The sequence below is a fragment of the Buttiauxella cochleicola genome, from assembly GCF_021282405.1.
GTDB classification, from domain to species: Bacteria; Pseudomonadota; Gammaproteobacteria; order Enterobacterales; family Enterobacteriaceae; genus Buttiauxella; species Buttiauxella massiliensis.
Window position 1 is genome coordinate 314,469 of the sequence record NZ_JAJSOU010000004.1, and the last position, 20,586, is coordinate 335,054.

Annotated in this window: 19 protein-coding genes and 2 pseudogenes; 14 read left to right on the forward strand and 7 right to left on the reverse strand. The window is 51.2% G+C overall.

The window, feature by feature from the left end:
- Positions 1-83: 83 nt before the first annotated feature.
- Positions 84-2,036 carry a putative bifunctional diguanylate cyclase/phosphodiesterase gene (locus LVQ79_RS07750; protein ID WP_232864497.1) on the reverse strand — a complete coding sequence of 651 codons (1,953 nt, stop codon included), beginning with the start codon at positions 2,034-2,036 and terminating at the stop codon, positions 84-86.
- A gap of 361 nt (positions 2,037-2,397) precedes the next feature.
- Here LVQ79_RS07750 and LVQ79_RS07755 point away from each other — a divergent pair, with 361 nt between their 5' ends.
- The gene (locus tag LVQ79_RS07755) at positions 2,398-4,362 is read left to right on the forward strand and encodes a peptidase U32 family protein (protein ID WP_232864498.1); all 1,965 of its coding nucleotides are present in this window, start codon (positions 2,398-2,400) and stop codon (positions 4,360-4,362) included.
- Between the two features lie 35 nt (positions 4,363-4,397).
- On the opposite strand, the gene LVQ79_RS07760 is transcribed toward LVQ79_RS07755, so the two are convergent.
- Positions 4,398-5,261, reverse strand: a complete 864-nt coding sequence (locus LVQ79_RS07760; protein WP_232864499.1) for a LysR family transcriptional regulator — start codon at positions 5,259-5,261, stop codon at positions 4,398-4,400.
- A gap of 102 nt (positions 5,262-5,363) precedes the next feature.
- Between LVQ79_RS07760 and LVQ79_RS07765 the strand changes: the two genes are divergently transcribed.
- From LVQ79_RS07765 to LVQ79_RS07795, 7 genes are all read left to right on the forward strand, one after another.
- Complete coding sequence (locus tag LVQ79_RS07765) at positions 5,364-5,795, forward strand: multidrug/biocide efflux PACE transporter (RefSeq protein ID WP_232864500.1); 432 nt, start codon at positions 5,364-5,366, stop codon at positions 5,793-5,795.
- A 156-nt stretch (positions 5,796-5,951) separates the two neighbouring features.
- On the forward strand, positions 5,952-7,391 hold the full coding sequence (locus LVQ79_RS07770) for a circularly permuted type 2 ATP-grasp protein (protein ID WP_232864521.1): 1,440 nt from the start codon (positions 5,952-5,954) through the stop codon (positions 7,389-7,391).
- On the forward strand, positions 7,385-8,314 hold the full coding sequence (locus LVQ79_RS07775; RefSeq protein WP_232864501.1) for an alpha-E domain-containing protein: 930 nt from the start codon (positions 7,385-7,387) through the stop codon (positions 8,312-8,314). Before LVQ79_RS07770 ends, LVQ79_RS07775 begins: the two co-directional genes overlap by 7 nt.
- Positions 8,311-9,111: a transglutaminase family protein gene (locus tag LVQ79_RS07780; protein WP_232864502.1), complete on the forward strand. Its 801-nt coding sequence runs from the start codon at positions 8,311-8,313 to the stop codon at positions 9,109-9,111. Before LVQ79_RS07775 ends, LVQ79_RS07780 begins: the two co-directional genes overlap by 4 nt.
- Positions 9,112-9,130: 19 nt before the next feature.
- Complete coding sequence (locus LVQ79_RS07785; protein WP_232864503.1) at positions 9,131-9,841, forward strand: proteasome-type protease; 711 nt, start codon at positions 9,131-9,133, stop codon at positions 9,839-9,841.
- A gap of 104 nt (positions 9,842-9,945) precedes the next feature.
- Positions 9,946-11,346 (forward strand): aldehyde dehydrogenase family protein, encoded by a 1,401-nt coding sequence (locus tag LVQ79_RS07790; protein WP_232864504.1) that lies wholly within the window; start codon positions 9,946-9,948, stop codon positions 11,344-11,346.
- 1 nt (position 11,347) lies between these two features.
- A complete protein-coding gene (locus tag LVQ79_RS07795; protein WP_232864505.1) occupies positions 11,348-12,292 on the forward strand; it encodes an AraC family transcriptional regulator in 945 nt (314 codons plus the stop codon).
- On the opposite strand, the gene tam is transcribed toward LVQ79_RS07795, so the two are convergent.
- Complete coding sequence (gene tam / locus LVQ79_RS07800) at positions 12,282-13,043, reverse strand: trans-aconitate 2-methyltransferase (protein ID WP_232864506.1); 762 nt, start codon at positions 13,041-13,043, stop codon at positions 12,282-12,284. The genes LVQ79_RS07795 and tam overlap by 11 nt on opposite strands.
- A 118-nt stretch (positions 13,044-13,161) precedes the next feature.
- Between tam and LVQ79_RS07805 the strand changes: the two are divergent.
- Positions 13,162-14,180 (forward strand): annotated as a pseudogene (locus tag LVQ79_RS07805) (DUF2157 domain-containing protein).
- Between the two features lie 50 nt (positions 14,181-14,230).
- Here LVQ79_RS07805 and LVQ79_RS07810 read toward each other — a convergent pair.
- Positions 14,231-14,638 (reverse strand): GFA family protein, encoded by a 408-nt coding sequence (locus tag LVQ79_RS07810; protein ID WP_232864507.1) that lies wholly within the window; start codon positions 14,636-14,638, stop codon positions 14,231-14,233.
- Between the two features lie 138 nt (positions 14,639-14,776).
- Here LVQ79_RS07810 and LVQ79_RS07815 point away from each other — a divergent pair, with 138 nt between their 5' ends.
- Positions 14,777-15,070, forward strand: a complete 294-nt coding sequence (locus tag LVQ79_RS07815; protein WP_064518695.1) for a hypothetical protein — start codon at positions 14,777-14,779, stop codon at positions 15,068-15,070.
- A gap of 52 nt (positions 15,071-15,122) precedes the next feature.
- Here LVQ79_RS07815 and LVQ79_RS07820 read toward each other — a convergent pair whose 3' ends face one another.
- On the reverse strand, positions 15,123-15,485 hold the full coding sequence (locus tag LVQ79_RS07820; protein WP_232864508.1) for an RcnB family protein: 363 nt from the start codon (positions 15,483-15,485) through the stop codon (positions 15,123-15,125).
- Between the two features lie 53 nt (positions 15,486-15,538).
- Positions 15,539-16,573 (reverse strand): transcriptional regulator FtrA, encoded by a 1,035-nt coding sequence (gene ftrA / locus LVQ79_RS07825; RefSeq protein WP_232864522.1) that lies wholly within the window; start codon positions 16,571-16,573, stop codon positions 15,539-15,541.
- A gap of 65 nt (positions 16,574-16,638) precedes the next feature.
- Here ftrA and LVQ79_RS07830 point away from each other — a divergent pair, with 65 nt between their 5' ends.
- Both LVQ79_RS07830 and LVQ79_RS07835 read left to right on the forward strand, forming a co-directional pair.
- On the forward strand, positions 16,639-17,028 hold the full coding sequence (locus LVQ79_RS07830; RefSeq protein WP_151993391.1) for a rhodanese-like domain-containing protein: 390 nt from the start codon (positions 16,639-16,641) through the stop codon (positions 17,026-17,028).
- A 78-nt stretch (positions 17,029-17,106) separates the two neighbouring features.
- Entirely contained in the window at positions 17,107-17,610 is a 504-nt protein-coding gene (locus LVQ79_RS07835) for a DUF1993 domain-containing protein (RefSeq protein WP_134182823.1), read from the forward strand.
- A gap of 143 nt (positions 17,611-17,753) precedes the next feature.
- Here LVQ79_RS07835 and LVQ79_RS07840 read toward each other — a convergent pair whose 3' ends face one another.
- A complete protein-coding gene (locus LVQ79_RS07840) occupies positions 17,754-18,671 on the reverse strand; it encodes a bestrophin family protein (RefSeq protein WP_232864523.1) in 918 nt (305 codons plus the stop codon).
- Positions 18,672-18,908: 237 nt separating this feature from the next.
- On the opposite strand from LVQ79_RS07840, the gene LVQ79_RS07845 reads away from it, so the two are divergent.
- The gene (locus tag LVQ79_RS07845) at positions 18,909-20,021 is read left to right on the forward strand and encodes a cobalamin-independent methionine synthase II family protein (protein WP_232864509.1); all 1,113 of its coding nucleotides are present in this window, start codon (positions 18,909-18,911) and stop codon (positions 20,019-20,021) included.
- Positions 20,022-20,219: 198 nt separating this feature from the next.
- Positions 20,220-20,468: pseudogene (locus LVQ79_RS07850) on the forward strand (AAA family ATPase); the annotation flags it as partial.
- Positions 20,469-20,586 lie beyond the last annotated feature (118 nt).

Sequence of the window (20,586 nt, forward strand, 5' to 3'; positions counted from 1 at the left end):
CTGCAAGTTCGTTGTTATGCGAAATATTTGGCAAGGGCAAGAATAGGGGGGATTGCTCTCCGGGGGGAGAGCAATTAAACGTCTTATGCGTATTCGTTACAGGATTCTTGTTCTACGGCCTTGTTGATATAAACCAACGCATTTGGGCGTTCCAGTGGTCGTGAGAAATAGTAACCCTGCATATAAGGGATGCCACATTGCTCAAGTAACTGGCGCTGTTTTTCCGTCTCCACACCTTCGGCGATAACACTGAAGTTGAGGCTTCTGGACATATTCATCATCGCCTGAACAATAGATAGACCTTTGTGTTCAATATGCTGAATAAACGAGCGGTCAATTTTGATGTAATCAATATTCATATTCTGGATAACTGACAAACTTGAGTAGCCCGTCCCAAAATCATCTACTGAGAATTTCACGCCACATTGTTGTAACTGACTGACCTTTTCATTAATCATCATCTGTTCAGACTGGAAGAGTGATTCAGTGACTTCCAGATGCAGTAAATGCCCTGGTATTGCATAGCGTTCGATAACCCGGTTGACGTTATTGACGAACCCTTTGTCGTAAAATTGAATCAGCGAGATATTTACGCACATGCAAATTTGAGCATTTGTTTTATGCATTTGCGCCAGTGTTTTACAGGCTTCTTCCAGTACCCAGCTTCCCACCTGAACAATGCGGCCGCTTTGTTCCATTAATGGGATAAATTCAACTGGCGAAATCTCCTGCTCCTGATAACGCCAGCGCATCAAGGCTTCAAAACTGACTATTTGGCCGGTTGCGTCAACAATCGGTTGATACACAAGGCGGAACTCATCACGCTCAAGTGCACCTTTTAGTGCTTCATTGAGAGTCATCTTGCGGCGCAGGTTGTGTTCTAGTTCGAGATTATAGAAAGCAAAACGTTCAGGATATTTGCCTTTTTGCGAATACATGGCGATATCCGCAAGCTGAATCAGTCGCGTGATGGAAAAGTCATGCTCAGGACAAACTGAAATACCGATTGTTGCATTCAGGGCAATGGTTTGGTCATCAAGACGGATCGGTAGGGAGAGGCTGGCGATGATATTCTCAGCAAGCTCACTGGTAATGTCATGAGAACTTTCCTTAACCAACAGAATAAATTCATCACCACCCCAACGGCACATAAAGTTACCGTCCCCGATAAAGCTTTTAAGCCTGGTACTTAATGCAATCAGTACCTTGTCGCCAACATTGTGGCCGAGGGTGTCATTAATATTTTTAAAACCATCGAGGTCGATAAAGAAAATGGAGAAGCCAGCAATATGGTTCTGCTCAAATTCGCGCTCAATGCCTTCTACTGCCGACAAAAAAGCAGTGCGGTTATACAGACCCGTGAGGGAGTCTATATTGGATATAACATACACTTCCTGCGTTCTTTCTCGGATGGTCTCTTCCATGCTGGAAACAAGTTTTTTGTTTCGGTAACGCAACAAGATAGCTTCTTTAATATAATTTGCTGAGCGTGCAGAAGAGATAATCATGATTAAAGTAAAACAGACGCCCAGCCCGCCGAGGTTAATTTTATATTGTTCTGGCTGCAGCATCAGCAAGACGGACATCGGCATTAAAATAATAATGTTATAGAGCGCGGATAGCAGAAAGCTTGCCGAGAGGATACTTGTGGCTCCGCCAGCCATCGCGGCAAGTATTACATTCGTAGAGCTAAGTTCTTCAATAGTAAATTGCGGATAGAAAGTGACCGCATAGACGCTCCACAACATGGCCGTTATTAAGCAGCCTATTGAAAAGCGCACCACCCAGTCCTTTCTGCCTTTACAGTCGGCGTCACTTTTTATCCACATATGGGTATCAATGACTCGAATGACCAGAACCAGGGTCATGATCAGCCACCAGGTCATTTTGGCGTAAAAATTATTATGGTCGGTAAAAGTGAAGGCAAGAGTGGTAGACGCAATAAAAGTAATCAGAATGCCTGGTAATGAGTTGTTGTATAACAACTTAACGCCTTCTGACTTATAAAGCCTTGAATGTTCTATGTTTATGGTCATTTCCAATCATCGTAACTGAGTCATTCAACTAGCTCCCACTTTAATAGGTCTAATATGATCACTCTTTGTAATTATTCCTTATGGAAGTATAGGTGAAAACATTTTGTAATACACCGTCTTTAGCAGCCGCCAGCATTATTATTAGCCTATGTTGTTGCGCCGTTTCATATATGTTGGAAACTAACAAATTGAAGGTTGCTGGATGTTTCATTTGCTTTGGCCTGTGCAGATCTATACCCAAAATACTTTAAGTTGCAGGAAGCCAACGCACATGCAACTTGAAGTATGACGGCTATATGCTTACGCGGCCAATCTGACTACAATACCCGCCTTTCACCCATAACATAGAAACAGACCCACTATGCGCCTGCACGCCAATCATCTTGAATTACTCAGCCCAGCCCGTGACACCTCCATCGCCCGCGAAGCCATTCTGCATGGCGCGGATGCGGTCTACATCGGTGGGCCTGGCTTTGGCGCTCGCCATAATGCCGGCAACAGTCTGCAAGATCTTGCTGAGCTGGTGCCGTTTGCTCACCGTTATGGGGCGAAGATTTTTGTTACGCTGAATACAATCCTGCATGACAACGAACTGGAACCGGCGCGACGTATGATCCACGACCTGTATCAGGTCGGCGTGGATGCGCTGATTGTGCAGGACATGGGCGTGTTGGAAATGGACCTGCCGCCGATTGAAATTCATGCCAGCACCCAGTGCGACATTCGCAGCGTAGAAAAAGCCAAATTCTTGTCAGATGCGGGCTTCTCGCAAATCGTTCTGGCACGTGAGCTGAACCTCAACCAAATCCGCGCCATTCACGACAACGTTGACGCGACGATTGAGTTCTTTATTCACGGTGCGCTATGTGTGGCCTATTCAGGGCAATGTAATATTTCCCACGCTCAGACCGGGCGCAGCGCAAACCGAGGTGATTGCTCCCAGGCTTGTCGTTTGCCGTACACCCTGAAAGACGATCAGGGCCGCGTAGTGGCCTATGAAAAACATCTGTTGTCGATGAAAGATAACGATCAAAGCGCCAACCTTGCAGCATTGGTCGATGCTGGCGTGCGTTCCTTCAAAATTGAAGGGCGCTACAAAGATATGAGTTATGTGAAAAATATCACCGCTTATTATCGCCAGTTGCTGGATGAATTAATGGAGCAGCGCACCGATTTGGTTCGTGCCTCCGCCGGCAAGACTTCGCACTTCTTTATTCCGTCGCCGGATAAGACCTTCCACCGTGGCAGCACGGACTATTTTGTTAACGAGCGCAAAATCGATATCGGCGCTTTTGATTCTCCAAAATATATCGGCTTACCGGTAGGTGAAGTCCTGAAAGTCGGCAAAGACTTCCTCGATGTGAACGTCACCGATACGCTGACCAATGGTGATGGTCTGAACGTGTTGATCAAGCGCGATATCGTTGGCTTCCGTGCCAATACGGTGGAGAAAACCGGTAAAAATCAGTATCGCGTCTGGCCAAATGAGATGCCGGAGACACTAAAAAATGTGCGCCCGAACCATCCGCTCAACCGTAACCTTGACCATAACTGGCAGCAGGCGTTGACGAAAACGTCCAGCGAACGCCGTATTGCGGTGGATTTGGAGCTAGGTGGTTGGGAAGAACAGCTGATTTTGACCCTCACCAGTGAAGATGGTGTCAGTGTCACTAAAACGCTGGAAGGGCAATTCGAAGTGGCGAACAACCCGGAAAAAGCGTACTCGAACCTGCGCGACGGCCTGACGAAACTGGGTCAAACCATGTATCAGGCACGAAAAGTAGAGTTGAATCTTCCCGCTCCATTGTTCGTGCCAAACAGCCAGTTGAATCAGCTGCGCCGTGAAGCTATCGACGAACTGACCGATGCGCGCCTGCAACAGTATCAACGCGGCACCCGTAAACCTGTTAGCGTTCCGCCACCGGTCTATCCGGATGAGCATTTGACGTTCCTTGCCAACGTTTATAACCATAAAGCGCGTGAGTTTTATCAGCGTTATGGCGTGAAACTGATTGATGCCGCTTATGAAGCCCATGAAGAGAAGGGTGAAGTGCCGGTGATGATCACTAAGCACTGTCTGCGTTTTGCGTTTAACTTGTGCCCGAAACAGGCGAAAGGTTCAGTGAAAAGCTGGAAAGCCACTCCAATGCAGCTGGTGCATCAGGATGAAGTGTTGACGCTGAAATTTGACTGCAAACCGTGTGAGATGCACGTGATCGGCAAGATGAAGAACCACATTCTCAAGATGCCATTACCAGGCAGCGATATTGTGGCGTCCATCAGCCCGGATGAATTGCTGAAGACAATGCCGAAGCGCAACAAGTAAGCCATATAAGAGAGGGCATCCAATGCCCTCTCTTTTTAATTCTGCGCCCGCAACTGGTCAATCATCCAACGCCCGGCGGGGCCTGGCGGCGTTTTATTCGACCACAACACATCCACATCAATGCGCTGCGGCCAGCCCGCAACCGGCAATTCCTGCAACACATCGTGACCAAACTGCTCCACCAGCCAGCGCGGTAAAATCCCCCAACCAAACCCTTGTTCTGCCATTTCCAATAGCATCAATAACGATGGTGATGACCACATCGGGCCGCCGCTTTTATTGCGGGTCGGATCGGTAAATGTACTCAAACAAAGCTGGCGTTCGGTCTGTAGCATATCCATTTCAACCGCAGGCAGACGGGCTAACTCATGCTGACGGTGAATAAAAATCGCCATCTCCGCACCGACCTGCAAACGCGCCACCGTGACATCAACCGGGTAGCGTGGCTGCACGCGCAAGACGCCGACATGCGCCCGGCCAATTTGTATCAGGTCGATGACATCTTCATCCTCAGCAATCAGACACTCGAATTCGATATCGGGGAAGCGCTGTGAAAAACGCTGCAGGATGGACTCGTGATGTGACGTTTGCCAGACATCCGACAGCACAAAACTCAGGCGCGGCTCAACGTTGCCTGCAAGGCGTACCGAGACTTCATTCAACCGCTCGCTCGCCGCCATGATCGACTGGATGTATGGCAAAACGTGCTTACCCTGGTCGGTCAGAATCGGCTGGCGGCTCTGGCGATCAAACAGCGTCACACCTAAATCCGCTTCCAGATTGGCAATCGCGCTGCTTACCGTCGACTGGCTTTTTTTGAGTTTGCGAGCCGCCGCAGAAAACGACCCGGTTTCAACCGCATGTAAAAACGCTTCGAGGGATTCGGGGGAATATTTCATCGTCTATCGCTTTTCTCGATGGGTATTAACTTAATACTATCACTAATAACGATAATAATACGCCGCAGAGCCATATCGCTTTTATTTCGTCTGGAGTGAGTTATGCAGTCCCAAAAGAGAACATTTGCCGAACGCATCCTGCATGCGGTGGGTTTTGAAGTTATCGCTATTGCGATTTGTGCGCCGCTGGCGGCGTGGATTATGAATAAGCCGCTGTTCCAGATGGGGGCGCTGGCGATCATGCTGTCCACCGTCGCGATGGTGTGGAACATGATTTATAACGCCGGTTTCGACAAATTCTTCCCGGTCGGGCAAAAACGCCGCTTGCCGCTGCGCATCGCGCACTCGCTGGGCTTTGAAGGGGGCTTTATCCTGATTGGCCTGCCGCTGGCGGCCTGGATGCTGAATATATCCTTGCTGCAGGCGTTTATGGTGGAGATTGGTTTCTTCCTGTTCTTCCTGCCGTATAGCGTGATTTACAACTGGGCGTACGACACCCTGCGTGTTCGCTGGACGCAGTGCCAGGCACAATAATTTCCCTCTGAGCGCACCGCTACGGTGCGTTCTTTTTTCTGCCCGCGTCTTTTGCCACAAAATCGCGCAAATCCCCCCGCAAAATGCACTAAAACTTACATGGCATATTTCCTGCTTAAATCATGAAAGGGCTACATGACATTAAGCGAGGGAATTATGATCAATATGGACCCTGGTGCTGCGTCTTTTTTTGATGAAATGTTTGCCCTCGACGGCAATCATCGTGGCCATTACGGTAATTACTGGAACTGGTTACAGCGTGCCGATAGCTCGGCGGTAATGCGCAAGAAACAGGAAGCGGCGCTGCTGTTTCACCGCGTCGGGATTACTTTTAACGTCTATGGCGACGAAGACGGAGCCGAGCGTTTAATTCCTTTTGATAGCGTGCCGCGCATCATTCACGCCACGGAATGGGCAATGCTCGATGCCGGGATTCGCCAGCGCGTGCAGGCGCTAAACCTCTTTTTGCACGATATCTATCACGATCAAAATATCCTCAAAGCGGGCGTGATCCCGGCTGAACAAGTGCTGGCAAACGATCAGTATCAGCCGTGTATGCAGGGCATTAATCTGCATCGCGATATTTACGCGCACATCATTGGCGTGGATATGGTGCGCGGCGGTGACGGGCAATATTACGTGCTGGAAGACAACCTGCGCACGCCATCCGGCGTTTCCTACATGCTGGAAAACCGCAAAATGATGATGCGGCTATACCCTGAATTATTTGCTCAACAGCGCATTCGCCCGGTCGAACGTTACCCTTCGCACCTGCTGCAAACCCTGCGGGAAAGCTCGCCGGTTAATGACCCGACCGTCGTCGTTCTCACGCCTGGCCGCTTTAACAGCGCCTATTTTGAACACAGTTTCCTGGCGCAACAAATGGGCGTCGAGTTGGTGGAAAGCGCTGATTTGTTTGTCAAAGAGGGTGCGGTGTTTATGCGCACTACGCTTGGGCCATGCAAAGTCGATGTGATTTACCGCCGGGTGGACGATGCGTTTCTCGACCCGCTGGCGTTTCGCCCGGATTCGATGCTCGGCGTGCCGGGTTTGCTGTCGGTGTACCGCACTGGCGGCGTGGTGCTGGCGAATGCGATTGGCACCGGCGTGGCCGACGACAAATCCATTTACCCGTATGTGCCCGCCATGATCCGTTTTTATCTCTCCGAAGAACCGATTCTGAATAACGTGCCAACCTGGCAGTGTCGCCATGCGGATCAACTCGGTTACGTGCTATCGCGCCTTGAGCAAATGGTGGTGAAAGAGGTTCACGGCGCAGGCGGTTACGGCATGTTGATTGGCCCGGCGGCCAGCAAAGCGGAAATCGAAGCCTTCCGTGCGGTGCTCAAAGCTCGCCCGCAAAACTATATCGCCCAGGACACGCTGGCGCTGTCAACATGCCCGACGTTTGTCGAAGAAGGGTTGGCACCGCGCCATATCGATCTGCGCCCGTTCGCATTGTATGGCGCTGAAACGCGTTTAATCGCAGGCGGCTTAACGCGTGTGGCGCTCAAAAAAGGCTCGCTGGTGGTGAACTCATCGCAAGGCGGCGGCACCAAAGACACCTGGGTTCTGGAGGACGACACATCATGCTAAGCCGCACCGCCAGTGAACTGTATTGGATGGCTCGTTATCTGGAACGCGCCGAAAACATTGCCCGCGTATTAGACGTCACCAACCGTTTATCAATGATGCCATTTCGCGAAACCGGGCATCAGGATTTGCAGGTGCCGCTGAATTTAACCGGCAGCGGGGCGGCGTACTGGGAGTATTACCAGCAACTCACCATGCCGGGGATTTTCGACTACTTTGCGTTAGATACGCGCAACTCGAGCAGCATTTATAGCTGCTTTCAGTCGGCCTGGGAGAACGCCCATGCGGTGCGCGGCAGCTTGTCATCAGAAGTGTGGGAAAGCATCAACTCGGCGTGGATTGAGATGAAACGGCTGCGCAAAGAGGGCGTGAACAGCAGCAATGCCGATGACTTTTTTGACTGGGTGAAAGAGCGTTCGCACCTGTTTCGCGGGGCGATGTTTGGCACCATGCTGCGCAACGATGCAATGTCGTTTATCCGCATCGGCACATTACTGGAACGCGCCGACAGCACCGCGCGTTTATTGGGCGTGAAAAACCAACTGCTGGATAACGACCCGGACGCGGTGCGCGAGCATTACCGCATGGACACATTGCTGCGGGCGGTGAGTGCGCGCGAGGCGTATCACAGTATCTACAAGCAGCAACTGGTGCGCGAAATGGTGGCTGATTTGCTGATATTACGTAGCGAAAGCCCGCGTTCTTTGCGGTCGTGCATCGAAGAAGTGGTCAACCAACTGGAGCTGATCGGCGGCCACAGCGCCAACGCTCCACGTCGCCTGGCGCATGTTCTGCATGCCGAGCTACGCTTTAGCACATTGGATGACGTCATAGATTGCGGGCTGCAACCCTGGCTGACGCGCTTTTTAAGCCAGGTTAACGCGATTTCCGAAAGCATCCAATACACCTATCTGGAGGCACAATGAGACTGACAATCGAACACAGCACGCACTACAGCTATGACGAGTTGGTTAAGCACAGCACGCAATATTTGCGCCTCACGCCGCAGGAATCGCTGCATCAGCACATTATTTCCTGGGAGCTGGCGCTACCGGAAGAGGCGGTACAAACCACCGATGCTTTTGGCAATATTCTGCATGTTTTGACGCTCGACCGCCCGCATCAGTCGATCAGCATTAAAGCCACGGGCGTGGTGGAAATTGCCGAAGGTGAAGCGCTGGACGATGGCACTCACGAAGCACTTTCGCCGCTGGTGTGGTTGCGCCATACGCCGTTAACGCAACCGGATGGCGCGATTCTGGCCTTTGCCAATCTGCACTGGCGCGAATCCGCGCCGCTGGAAAGCCTGACAGTAATGATGGGTGAAGTGCTGGAACGCATGCCCTATACACCGGGCGGAACCGACGTTAAAGACAGCGCCGCGCAAGCATTCGAGGCTGGCGTGGGCGTTTGCCAGGATCACGCGCATGTGTTTGTCGCCTGTTGCCGCAGCCTGAATATCCCGGCGCGTTACATCAGCGGTTATCTCTACACGCCGGACAGCGCGCATGTGGCGATGCATGCATGGGTTGAAGCGCTGGTAGAAGGGCGCTGGCGCAGTTTTGATATCACCAACAATACGCGCAACACCTGCCACCACCTGAAGCTGGCGGTGGGGTTTGATTATCTCGATGCCTGCCCGGTGCGCGGCGTGCGCATTGGCGGTGGCGACGAAGGGATGGAAACGGTGGCGGCGGTGCAGCGCATGCAGGGCCAGCAATAACTCACATCAGGAATCAACCATGACCTACTGCGTTGCCATGCGCTTAGCCAGCGGCATGATTTTTGTCAGCGACTCGCGCACTAACGCGGGCGTTGACCACATCTCAACGTTCAAAAAACTGCATGTCTTCCAGCGTGGCGATGACCGCACGCTGATTATGCAAAGTGCCGGTAATCTGGCGACCACTCAAAGCGTCATCAACCTGTTGCAGCACCGCGCACAAGACGCCACCACGCAAAATCTCTACACCGTCAGCTCACTTTACGACGCCTCCGTTCTGGTGGGGCAAACCTTAAAAGAGGTGATCGCCCGGGACGGTGCAGATTTCACCGCCACCTTTATTCTCGGCGGGCAAATTCGCGGCGAATCCACGCGCCTGTTCCACATTTATGCCGAAGGGAATTTCATCGAAGCGACCAGCGACACGCCGTATTTCCAGATTGGCGAAAGCAAATATGGCAAACCAATTATCGACCGGATCGTCAGTTACGACACCAGCCTGGAACAGGCAGTGCAGTGCGCGCTGATTTCGATGGACTCAACGCTTAATTCGAATTTATCCGTCGGCCTGCCGCTGGATGTGATGATGTATCACGCCGAAACTTTTGATGATTCACAACAATACGCCATCACTGCGCAACATGAGTATTTCAGCGAGATTCGCAATATGTGGGGCAGTTGCCTGCGCTCGGTATTTGACCAGTTGCCACCGCTGCGGCTGAGGGGATAATCCGGCACATTTGCAGGATTGTGCAATCATCTGACAGCATTGCTCTAAAGAAAAATCAGCCTCCAGGCGACACTGAACCGGTCAAAACACACCTGGAGCGCAACATGAAAATCATCAATAAAATCTATATCAACGGCCAGTTTGTTACCCCGCACGGTGAAGAAATCATCGACCTGATTAATCCGACTAACGAAGAGAAAACCGCCGAGGTTCAACTGGCTGATGTGGACGATACGCGCCTCGCCATTGCCGCCGCGAAAGCTGCATTCCCGGCGATGCGTCTGTCTACGCGTGAACAGCGTATGGCCTGGCTGCAACAACTGCATGATGCGCTAAAAGCTCGCGAAGCCGAGCTTATCGACACCATGGTTGAAGAGTATGGTTGCCCGCGATTTTTTGCAGAAAGTACCGTTCAACGTTCATACCTCGGTTTTTTGCAAATGCGCGATATTCTTGCCGACTATGCTTTTGAAACCCGCGTCGGCGGCGCAAACGTGGTGATGGAGCCACACGGTGTTGTCGGCCTGATCACGCCGTGGAACGCCAATTACGGTTTTATTGCGGGCAAACTCTCAACGGTGATTGCCTCGGGTTCAACCGCCGTAATCAAACCCAGCGAACTGAGCGCCCAACAAACGGCGCTGATCACCGAATGCCTGCACGCCGCGGGCTTGCCGGATGGCGTGATTAACATTGTGACCGGGCGTGGCGACGTGGTGGGAGCGGAAATTACACGCCATCCTGATATCGCGAAAATTTCGTTTACCGGCTCAACCATTGTTGGCAAAACCATTGCTCGTGGCGCGGTGGATACGCTCAAACGTGTGACGCTGGAATTGGGTGGGAAGTCAGCCAATGTGCTGCTCGACGATGCGGATCTGGAACGGGCGATTCCGCTCGCGTTGCAGGTGATGTCGTGGAACAGCGGCCAGGCGTGCATTGCAGGCACCCGATTGCTGGTGGCGGAAAGCCAACTCGAGGCGGTGAAAGCGCAACTACGCAAACATATTTCGCAACTGGTTCCGGGCGAAAACATCGGTACTTCGGTGACGGCGCAGCAGTTTCAACGCGTGCAGGATTACATCCGCAAGGGCATAGAGGAAGGTGCTGAATTACTGTGTGGTGGCGAGGGGCGCGCAGAAGGTTTCGAACGCGGTTACTATGTCAAACCGACTGTTTTTGTTAATGTTCGCAACGATATGACTATCGCCCAGCAAGAGATTTTTGGCCCGGTATTATCAGTAATCACTTATAAAGATGACGCCGAGGCTGTGGCAATCGCCAACGACACGATTTACGGCCTACAGGCTTATGTGAGCGGCAAAGATGCGGCGCGTACCGCAGCGGTGGCGAACCAGTTAATTGCCGGGCGGGTGTTTGTAAACGGTGTTTATGACGAACCGAATGCACCGTTTGGCGGCTTTAAACAATCTGGGCTTGGGCGCGAGTTTGGCACTTACGGGCTGGAAGGGTATCTTGAACCGAAAGCCATTATGGGGCAGTGATATGCCAGAAGCAGTGAATATTCAGCGGCCTGAGGGCCGCATTTTAGCGGAACTCTGCCAGCGCGTGGCGGAACATTATCCGCGTAGTGGCTCGTCGGATCGTGATTTTGTGACGGCGTTGCCATGGCTGAGTTTTGTGCGCATGCCTGAACCGACTGTGCTCAATCGCGGCATGTTGCAACCCTCAATGTGCATCGTGTTGCAAGGGCGCAAAAAGATGTTAATCGGTGACAATGTCACCGAATATGGACCGGGAAGTTATTCGCTGGCAGCAGTCGATATGCCGGTTTCCGGGCAGGTCACGCAAGCTTGTGAATCCGCGCCTTATTATGGTTTGCGTATCGATCTGGACAGCAAAGAAATCGCCGACTTAATCGTTTCTTTGCAAATCACCCTGCCAGAAAAACAGCAAGAAGCGGCGAATGTCGGAGCCTGGGTCACGCAATCAGATGAAGCGTTGCAGGATGCCTTTTTACGGCTGGTGAAAGTGTTGGATACCCCTGATGATTTACCGGTGATGTCTAAACTGATTAAGCAGGAAATTCTTTATCGCCTGGTGACATCGCCATCAGGTGCGACGTTCTGGAAACAGACGCTCTCCTGGAACCAGGGCAAAGGTGCGGGGGAAGCTCTGGCTTGGATTAAGCGCCATTTCGCTGAGCCGCTAAAAATTGATGAACTGGCAAAGCGTGTCGGCATGAGTACTTCAAGCCTGCATCATCGCTTTAAAGCCCTGACCGTGATGAGCCCGTTGCAATATCAAAAGCAGGTCCGCCTGCTCGAAGCCAGGCGGTTGTTGCTCAGTGGCGGCCAGGATGTGGCGAATGTCGCCTGGCAAGTAGGCTATGAATCGCCGTCGCAGTTTAACCGTGAATATCGTCGTTCGTTTGGCGCAGCGCCTTTGCAGGATGTCGAAACGCTACGCCAGATGGGCGTTACGCTATAGTTTTTCTTGCCACAATAAACAGGCGTGGGAACAGCATCAGCACATTGCCATCGTGTCGCGGTGGATAGGCCTGTTGCAACAACTGGTGGTAACGTTCAAGAAACGCCTCCTGCTGGATAGCGTCCAGGTTTGCGAGATAAGGCCGTAAACCGGTAGAGCTCAGCCATTCAATAATCGCCTGCGCTGACGGCATGACGTGGAAATAGGTTGTACGCCAGATATCCACCGTACAGCCCGACTGCGCCAGCAAATCGTAATACTGTTGTGCAGGTAGCAACGCTTCTCGCCCGGAGTCAGGGCTTCCCAATTCAGCAGCGACCTGGCGCATTAATGTATGCGTTGGCTCCTGCCAGTTATCCGGCATTTGCACCGCTAATATGCCGCCTTCAGCCAGTTGCGCGACGAGGTGTGGAAACAGTGACGAATGATCCCCCAGCCACTGCAATGACGCATTCGCATAAATCACATCTTGTTTCACCGCCGGTTGCCAGTGGGCGATATCGGCGCTCTCAAATTGGCAATTGGGCAGGGCGACCCGAGCTTTTTCCAGCATCGCCGGAGAGCTATCGATGCCGGTCACAGTTGCATTCGGGAAGGCCTGGTGCAGTAAAGCGGTACTGTTGCCCGGTCCGCAGCCTAAATCTGCAATATGTTTTGCTTCGGGGTGTTGAATGCGAGCGGCGAGTTCTGCTGCCGGGCGCGTACGTTCAGCTGCAAACTGCAAGTAAAGGGCGGGGTTCCAGTCCTGCATAGGTTTCTCCAGTGACTTAATTGCATTAAGCGTAGTGATGAATTAAGAAATTGTGCATGGTTTAGAATCTGATTAATTACTGTAACGTAGTGACTAAACTCAGGTAAGGAAAACCGCTATGAAAGTGACTCGCAAACAGGAAAAGATCGTCAAGCGCACACTGGAGGGCTGGCGTAAGGAAGGGTGATTGATGCCCCAGAACAGCAGCGTTTGCAACAAAACCTCTCGGTTCAGCTGTTCGACTGGCAACGAATGAGCCGCTATGCATTCTGGATAGCGCTGGCCTGCTTCATTATCGCAATGGGCAGCCTGGTTGCTGATGAATATTTGATGGCGTTGCTATTTAATTTTGGCTACCTCACGCGTGCGGTCATTTTGCTGCTTATCGCTATTGCCTTTTATTGCTGGGGATTCTACCGCCAGAGAAAGATGCCGGATAAACGCTACAGCAATGAGGCTATTCTGTTCCTGGGCGTATTATTCACCGCGCTATTTTTATGGCAGCTCGGCATGGCGCTCGATAACGGCAGCGGAAATGTAGCACCGCTATTTTTGCTCGGCTGCGCGATTTACGGCGTCATTGGCTACCTGAGCCGTTCGGGTCTTATCTGGCTATTTTTCCTACTGGCATTAGGGAGCTATTTCGGGACATCGACAGGGTATTCTTCTGGTTGGGGCGCTTACTGGCTCGGTATGAACTACCCAATTCGTTTTGTATTATTCGGCGGGGTATTACTCGCGGCATGTTACCTGCTTAAAAAACCTTTACTGCAACGTAACGTGTTTGCAGTCAGCAAAGCGATGGGGCTGCTGTATCTGTTTATCGCCTTGTGGATTTTGTCGATCTTTGGCAATTACGATTTGGATATCTGGCAAAGTGTGCGCCAGATTGAGCTGTTGCACTGGTCATTGCTGTTCGCCCTGGCGGCAGGTGCATGTATCTGGATTAGCCTGAAAACAGACGATGGCATGCTGCGCGGATTCGGTCTAACGTTCCTCGGTATTAACCTCTACACCCGCTATTTCGAGATGTTCTGGGACGACACCAATAAAGTGATTTTCTTCCTGCTGCTCGCCATCTCGCTGGCCCTTGTCGGGCGCTATGCCGAGAAGATTTGGCGGCTGGGGGAGAAGTGACATTCGCCTGGCGGGTAAGCACAACATTACCCGCCAGCGAATCCCATAGATCACTCAGGTGTAAAAGTCAGATACCCGGCCACGCCACCGCCGCCATCTTTCGGGTGATGGATGCCATCCATCACCGTGACTTTCGGGAAATCGAAAGGTGAAACGCCTTCAATGCAGGCGACATTAACGCCATATTGCTCAGGGTTTGAGCGGCGCTGGTGAAAAGTATAAATCCCGCATACGGAACAGAAGAAATGCACCGCCGCTCCGGTGTTAAAACGATACTCGGTGAGTTTATCCTGCCCTTTAGTAACCTTAATCCCCGACAACGGAGCAGAGACAGCAACCGCGCCGCGCATACGGCAAAATGAACAGTTACAGCGGCGGATAGTGTTAAAACCATCGCTAAGCTCGACGGTAAAAGCGACAGCACCACAATGACATTGAGCAGAAACTTTTTGTTGCATAGCCCACCTCAGTCCAGATTTTTAATTCTCCTGAGTTTAGTGGTTAACTGAGTCTTGTCATTACGCTCAGGCTGTCTTTTCGCGTCATCTTTTGCGAGGATAGCGCGGAATTTACAGCTATCAACAAAAGGTAACGATATGGCTAAGCATCCAACGGGTAAATATTTGCGCGCCCCAATTACATCCAACGATAAAAATCTGCTGATTTACGTGGTGCGTGGCTCGAAAATTGACGATATGCCACCTGATGAAGATGAGGATTATCCGGGCGATATGCAGATGTTGATGCCACAGTTATCTAAAGATTTTGATGCGGAATTAAACGAAGCGCTCGACGAGTGCGAGTCCGGTGATGTGATTGTCTTTATGTGTACGACGGATATGATTTTTGAGCACGCTTACTCGAAGATTAAAGCTATGCTGCGCGCTTAATTAACGCCTGTTTGAAAACCAAACCCCGGTGCGATGACCGGGGTTTGTTCTGTTAGTGGCCGTAAAAAATCTCACCTTTCATGGCACGCACAATTTTGCCTTCCGCGTCGGTAATCAACACGTAATTCCCGCCCATGTATGTCCAGTGGCTTCCCGCCTCTGGTGCTGGCAGATGCCTGATTTGCCAGGCATCAATGCGGTACTCCTTGGTGCGATACAAATCCGGTACGATGTCGCCAATTTTATATGGCTTGTAATCGGCATGAAATTCTTGAATTTCAAACGAGGACGCTGGCTGTGGAGCGGCTGGCGCAGGTGCGACAGCAGGCGCATCAGCTGCTTGAGCAGTCATCGCCAATGGCAAAGAACCGGCCATCAGGGCCACAGAAAAAACAAACACCTTCAATTTACGCATATCTTCTCCAGATACATTCATCTGCTAACTTTCAAATAATGCCGTTATCTCTATCACGTTGTTTCACTGGTGATAATCAATTTTTCGTTACTTGAAGTAAATGACTTGCGGTATGCGGCTGGTGTGGTGGAGAACTTAGCGCGGAAATGGTGGCGCAGGGTTGCCGCACTGCCAAATCCAACACGTTCGGCAATTTCATCAATGGAGAGTGTGCTGATTTCCAGTAAATCCCGACAGCGCGCCAGGCGCATATTCAGCAGCCAGCGTGCGGGCGTGGTGCCGGTTGTTGCGGCAAAACGGCGTAAAAATGTTCTCGGACTCATACCGGTAAACACCGCCAGCGACTCTACAGTGTGTTCATCAGCCAGATGGATTTGCAGATAATCGAACAGTGGGCTTAGACGCTTGCTCTCATAGGCAACTGGAATAGGTTGTTCGATAAACTGAGCCTGCCCGCCAACGCGATGAGGGGGGACGACCAGGCGGCGAGCCACGCTGTTTGCGGCAGCCTGGCCATAATCACGCCGCACCAGATGCAAACTCAAATCGATACCGGCGGCGCTTCCGGCAGAGGTCAGCACCGATCCGTTATCGATATACAACACATCTGGCATCACCTGAATGGCAGGATAGCGTTGCTGAAGTTTTTCGGTATAACGCCAGTGGGTTGAGGCTTGTAACCCATCGAGCAGGCCGCTGGCTGCCAGCACGAATACGCCTGAGCATATCGACATAATCCGCGCCCCGCGTGAATGTGCCGTGCGTAACGCTTCGCACAATTGTGGTGGAACCGGCTCGTCGACACCTCGCCAGCCGGGCACAATAATCGTTCCGGCGTCTTCCAACAAAGAAAGGCCACCATCGACCGCCAGTCGGATACCGCCGGTCGCTCTAAGCTCGCCTGGTTCGATTCCTGCGACCGCAAACCGATACCAGTTATCACCCATTTCCGGACGCGGCAGGCCAAACACTTCAACAACGACACCAAATTCAAAGGTACACAGACCGTCATATGCCAGCGCAACAACTAGAGGGTTTTGCACAGGGGAATCCCGAACGATTGTCATGATCTTCACGTTATCTGTCATTTCTGCCATACGTCAAGCTACACGCTGCGCTCTATAGTGAGATCTCACCATCATGAGGAGTATTTATGAGTTACGTTACTGACTATCCAGCCGCCGCCCCAGAAATCGCTGCCGCTCATTTTCTCCAGCGTTTGTGTCTCGAAACAGACTGCGATGATGTCCATAGCGCGATGAAAGATGAAGATATGGATTTTGTTCTGCTGCATGTGGTCGGCTCCCCGGAAGCATTCACCCGTCGCCATATTCCGGGCGCGTTGCATTTGCGTCATCGGGATATGTCGGCTGAACGCATGGCCGAATGGCCTGCTGATACTTTATTCGTGGTTTATTGCGCCGGGCCACATTGCAACGGTGCGGATCGCGCAGCGTTAAAACTGGCGCGTCTGGGCCGTCCGGTGAAAATTATGATTGGTGGAATCACCGGTTGGGCAGATGAAGGATTTAGCTTTGCCTGAGCCGTGAATTTGCTATCCGCAGGGCGCTAACAGGGTGTAATCTTTGCCTCAAATTTGTCATATCTAAAGGAAGCCACAATGTCGATTTACAGTGAAACCAATGCGCAGTTCATCCTGGGTCTAAGCAACCTGTCTGCAATCCTTGAGAAAGCGGCTAACTGGGCGAAAGAGAACGGCAAAACGGAAGAGAGCCTGCTGACTGCATCACTGGCGGAAGATATGTATCCGTTGGTGCGTCAGGTGCAAATTACCACCGATATGGCTAAACGTGCCGTTGCTCGCCTGGCGGGTGTTGATGCTCCGGTGATGGAAGATAACGAAACCACTATTGAACAGCTTCAGACCCGTATCAAAGCAACGGTTGAGTTCATGAAAGGCATTAGCGATGAGCAACTTGCTGGCGACGACGAGCGCCCAATTGTTGTGATGGCTCGTGAACACGAATTGCGTTTCACCGCTCGCAACTACGTGTACAAATTCGCTACGCCAAACTTCTATTTCCACTTCACTACCGCTTACGACATCTTGCGTCAGGCGGGGGTGCCGTTAGGCAAGCGTGATTTTGTCGGCCCAATCTTCTAATACTCATCATACTTCGAGCTACTGATGCGTTGACTGCACCTGTGCGCCCCAGTCACATAGTTATCTATGTTCCTGGGGACTTACGGCCTGGTCGCCTTCCCGTAACTCGAATTATTTAGGGTATGCATGAATAAATAGTGCGCCTAGCTCAGCCGATAATAGCGATTCGGGCGCAACTTCTCAGGCAGTTCTTCCCTCTCATCCATATCCTGCAAATCCCGCTCAATAGTGTTGCAAATTGCATCCAGCGGCAGGTCGTTGTCTTCGGTGCCAAACGGTTCTTCCAACTCTTCAGCCAGCGTATCAAGCGAAATAAAGGTATATGAAACAAATACCGACAAGAACGGTGTCATGTAGTGTAGGTCGGTGACCAAAGCGAACGGCAGCATGATGCAGAACAGGTAAACGGTGCGATGCAAAATCAGCGTATAGGCGAACGGCAACGGAGTGTTGGCAATACGCTCACAGCCTCCGGCAACCGCGGAAAGATCGTTCAGATGATGGTTAAGGCTGCTCCACACTACATCGGAAATCAGGCCCTGTTTGCGCTTATCGGCGAGCCAGTCACCCATCAGCAAGAGTATGCGGTTACAGGGCGCGTGGCTTTTCATCACCCACTGTAATTCATCGGCAGTTAAGAATTTTTTCAGCGTTTCTTCCATCGGGCGCTTACGCAATGTGAGCCTGAGCGCATGGCAAAAGGCAATCTGCAAATTCACAAACGACGTAATCTGACTCTGGTTTTCACCCAACAGACTTTTTGTCTCGCGCACAAACGAACGCTGAGTAATTGCCAGTTGCCCCCACAAGGTGCGAGCCTCGTTAAAGCGTGCGTAACAGACGCTGTTTCTGAACCCGAGAAAAATCGCTATCGCCACACCAAGAATACTAAAGGGTGCTGTAGTCAGCTTAATGCCGAGGGTTTCATACCAGGGGAGAAAGAAAATGACGCTTATGGAAAGCGCGAGGTTCAGTAATAGGCGTGAATAGATTTTTTGTAGAACCGAACCATGCCAGACAAATAAGCGAATAAACCAGTGTTGATGCGGGCGAACAATCATAATCGGGAGGCTCAAAAACAGGACGTCATATTAGACGGCAAAGTGTGATGTAGATCAACTTTGAATTTACAGCATCTTAACAACATGAATTATTTTCAATAACCATGAAAGATCTTCGTTTGTCCTCATGTTCAGCATCTGCCATTCTCAATCAAACAAATAGCCTTCCAGACGGCTAAATATTCAAATAATGAATTATCACCTGACTAAATTAATTAGCAGGGAAGGAGAAAACACATGACACAGTCAACACTACATCGCGCTCCATTCCGTGCCGACATCGTCGGTAGCTTCTTACGTCCAGCCACTATCAAAAATGCTCGCCTCGCGTTTGCTGCAGGTGAAATCGATGCCAGCCAGTTGCGCAATGTTGAAGATGATGCGATTCGTGCTTCGGTCGAGCAGCAGTGTGCTTGCGGTCTGCATGTGGTGACAGATGGCGAGTTCCGTCGGGCGTGGTGGCATTTTGATTTCTTCGACGGCCTGCAAGGTGTGGAACGTTATGAATCAGAGCAGGGTATCCAGTTTAATGGGGTACAGACCAAGGCGCATAGCGTGCGTGTGGTGGGTAAACTCGGGTTTGGTTCGCACCCAATGCTGGAAGATTTCCGTTATCTGAAAAGTATCAGCGGCAACGCGGTGCCAAAAATGACCATTCCAAGCCCAAGCGTGCTGCATTTCCGTGGCGGCCGCAATGCTATCGACAGTAATGTATACCCTGATTTAAAAGAGTATTTTGACGATCTGGCGACGACATGGCGTGATGCGATTCAGGCTTTTTACGCTGCCGGTTGCCGCTATCTGCAACTTGATGACACCGTTTGGGCTTATCTGTGTTCCGATGCACAACGTAAAGAGATCCGCGAGCGTGGGGATGACCCAGACCAACTGGCGCAAATCTATGCTCAGGTACTGAATAAAGCGCTGGAAGGAAAGCCGGACGATTTAGTTATCGGCCTGCATGTTTGTCGCGGTAACTTCCGATCAACGTGGATTTCTGAGGGTGGCTACGAGCCAGTTGCGGAAGTGTTATTCGGCAGCGTCAATGTGGATGCATTCTTCCTTGAATACGATAACGACCGTTCCGGTGATTTTGCACCGCTGCGCTTTGTGCGTCCGGGTCATCAGCAGGTCGTTTTAGGTTTGATCACCACCAAAAATGGTGAGCTGGAAAACCCGGAGTTGATTCAGGCGCGAATTAACGAAGCGGCACAATATGTCGATATCAGCCAAATCTGCCTCAGTCCACAGTGCGGATTTGCCTCAACAGAAGAGGGTAACAGCCTGACTGCCGAGCAGCAGTGGGACAAAGTGCGCCTGGTGACGGAACTTGCCGAAAAGGTCTGGTAAAACGGTGACTGTGTCGGATGTTGCTGACGCGAGATTCGACACAATTACATCTTACAGTCAGCGAGGATCGTGAAGAGGACATGCGAGTCAGGATAAAACGTAGTTAGTCATGCCATCAACAGGTAATATGGCGACGCGCGGAAAGTACGCCATCAATATTGCTGCTTTATCGCGTCTATAAATGTTTGGGAGGGTTCAATGTCTTCAGCTTTACAACATCGTTTCATTCTGACGGGTGGCCCGGGGTCAGGCAAAAGCACGATAATTGATACGATCATAAAACGAGGGTATTGGTGTTCAAAAGAAGCTGGAAGAGGTGTTATACAGGACCAGATTAACATAGAGGGTGATGCATTGCCGTGGGCCAATCGAACAGCTTTTGCAGAGCTCATGCTATCTTGGGAAATGCGTTCGTGGCACGAAGCGGAAGGGCAAACACGACCCTGTAAATAATTCTGTGTAACTGCCAACGTATTAAAGGTGATCGCTCAGGCGGTCACCGAACTCGATAATAAAACGACTCATCGCCAGCCGCCAGTTTTGGATCGGCATACTCCATTTCTTT

Excerpts from the sequence above, each read along its gene's own strand:
- LVQ79_RS07820 (WP_232864508.1), bottom strand. The coding sequence starts at position 15,485 with ATGCGTAAATTGAAGGTGTTTGTTTTTTCTGTGGCCCTGATGGCCGGT.
- LVQ79_RS07770 (WP_232864521.1), top strand. The coding sequence starts at position 5,952 with ATGATCAATATGGACCCTGGTGCTGCGTCTTTTTTTGATGAAATGTTT.
- LVQ79_RS07815 (WP_064518695.1), top strand. The coding sequence starts at position 14,777 with ATGGCTAAGCATCCAACGGGTAAATATTTGCGCGCCCCAATTACATCC.
- LVQ79_RS07755 (WP_232864498.1), top strand. The coding sequence starts at position 2,398 with ATGCGCCTGCACGCCAATCATCTTGAATTACTCAGCCCAGCCCGTGAC.
- LVQ79_RS07810 (WP_232864507.1), bottom strand. The coding sequence starts at position 14,638 with ATGCAACAAAAAGTTTCTGCTCAATGTCATTGTGGTGCTGTCGCTTTT.
- LVQ79_RS07790 (WP_232864504.1), top strand. The coding sequence starts at position 9,946 with ATGAAAATCATCAATAAAATCTATATCAACGGCCAGTTTGTTACCCCG.
- LVQ79_RS07760 (WP_232864499.1), bottom strand. The coding sequence starts at position 5,261 with ATGAAATATTCCCCCGAATCCCTCGAAGCGTTTTTACATGCGGTTGAA.
- LVQ79_RS07795 (WP_232864505.1), top strand. The coding sequence starts at position 11,348 with ATGCCAGAAGCAGTGAATATTCAGCGGCCTGAGGGCCGCATTTTAGCG.
- tam (WP_232864506.1), bottom strand. The coding sequence starts at position 13,043 with ATGCAGGACTGGAACCCCGCCCTTTACTTGCAGTTTGCAGCTGAACGT.
- LVQ79_RS07835 (WP_134182823.1), top strand. The coding sequence starts at position 17,107 with ATGTCGATTTACAGTGAAACCAATGCGCAGTTCATCCTGGGTCTAAGC.
- LVQ79_RS07780 (WP_232864502.1), top strand. The coding sequence starts at position 8,311 with ATGAGACTGACAATCGAACACAGCACGCACTACAGCTATGACGAGTTG.
- LVQ79_RS07785 (WP_232864503.1), top strand. The coding sequence starts at position 9,131 with ATGACCTACTGCGTTGCCATGCGCTTAGCCAGCGGCATGATTTTTGTC.
- LVQ79_RS07775 (WP_232864501.1), top strand. The coding sequence starts at position 7,385 with ATGCTAAGCCGCACCGCCAGTGAACTGTATTGGATGGCTCGTTATCTG.
- LVQ79_RS07830 (WP_151993391.1), top strand. The coding sequence starts at position 16,639 with ATGAGTTACGTTACTGACTATCCAGCCGCCGCCCCAGAAATCGCTGCC.
- ftrA (WP_232864522.1), bottom strand. The coding sequence starts at position 16,573 with ATGACAGATAACGTGAAGATCATGACAATCGTTCGGGATTCCCCTGTG.
- LVQ79_RS07845 (WP_232864509.1), top strand. The coding sequence starts at position 18,909 with ATGACACAGTCAACACTACATCGCGCTCCATTCCGTGCCGACATCGTC.
- LVQ79_RS07750 (WP_232864497.1), bottom strand. The coding sequence starts at position 2,036 with ATGACCATAAACATAGAACATTCAAGGCTTTATAAGTCAGAAGGCGTT.
- LVQ79_RS07840 (WP_232864523.1), bottom strand. The coding sequence starts at position 18,671 with ATGATTGTTCGCCCGCATCAACACTGGTTTATTCGCTTATTTGTCTGG.
- LVQ79_RS07765 (WP_232864500.1), top strand. The coding sequence starts at position 5,364 with ATGCAGTCCCAAAAGAGAACATTTGCCGAACGCATCCTGCATGCGGTG.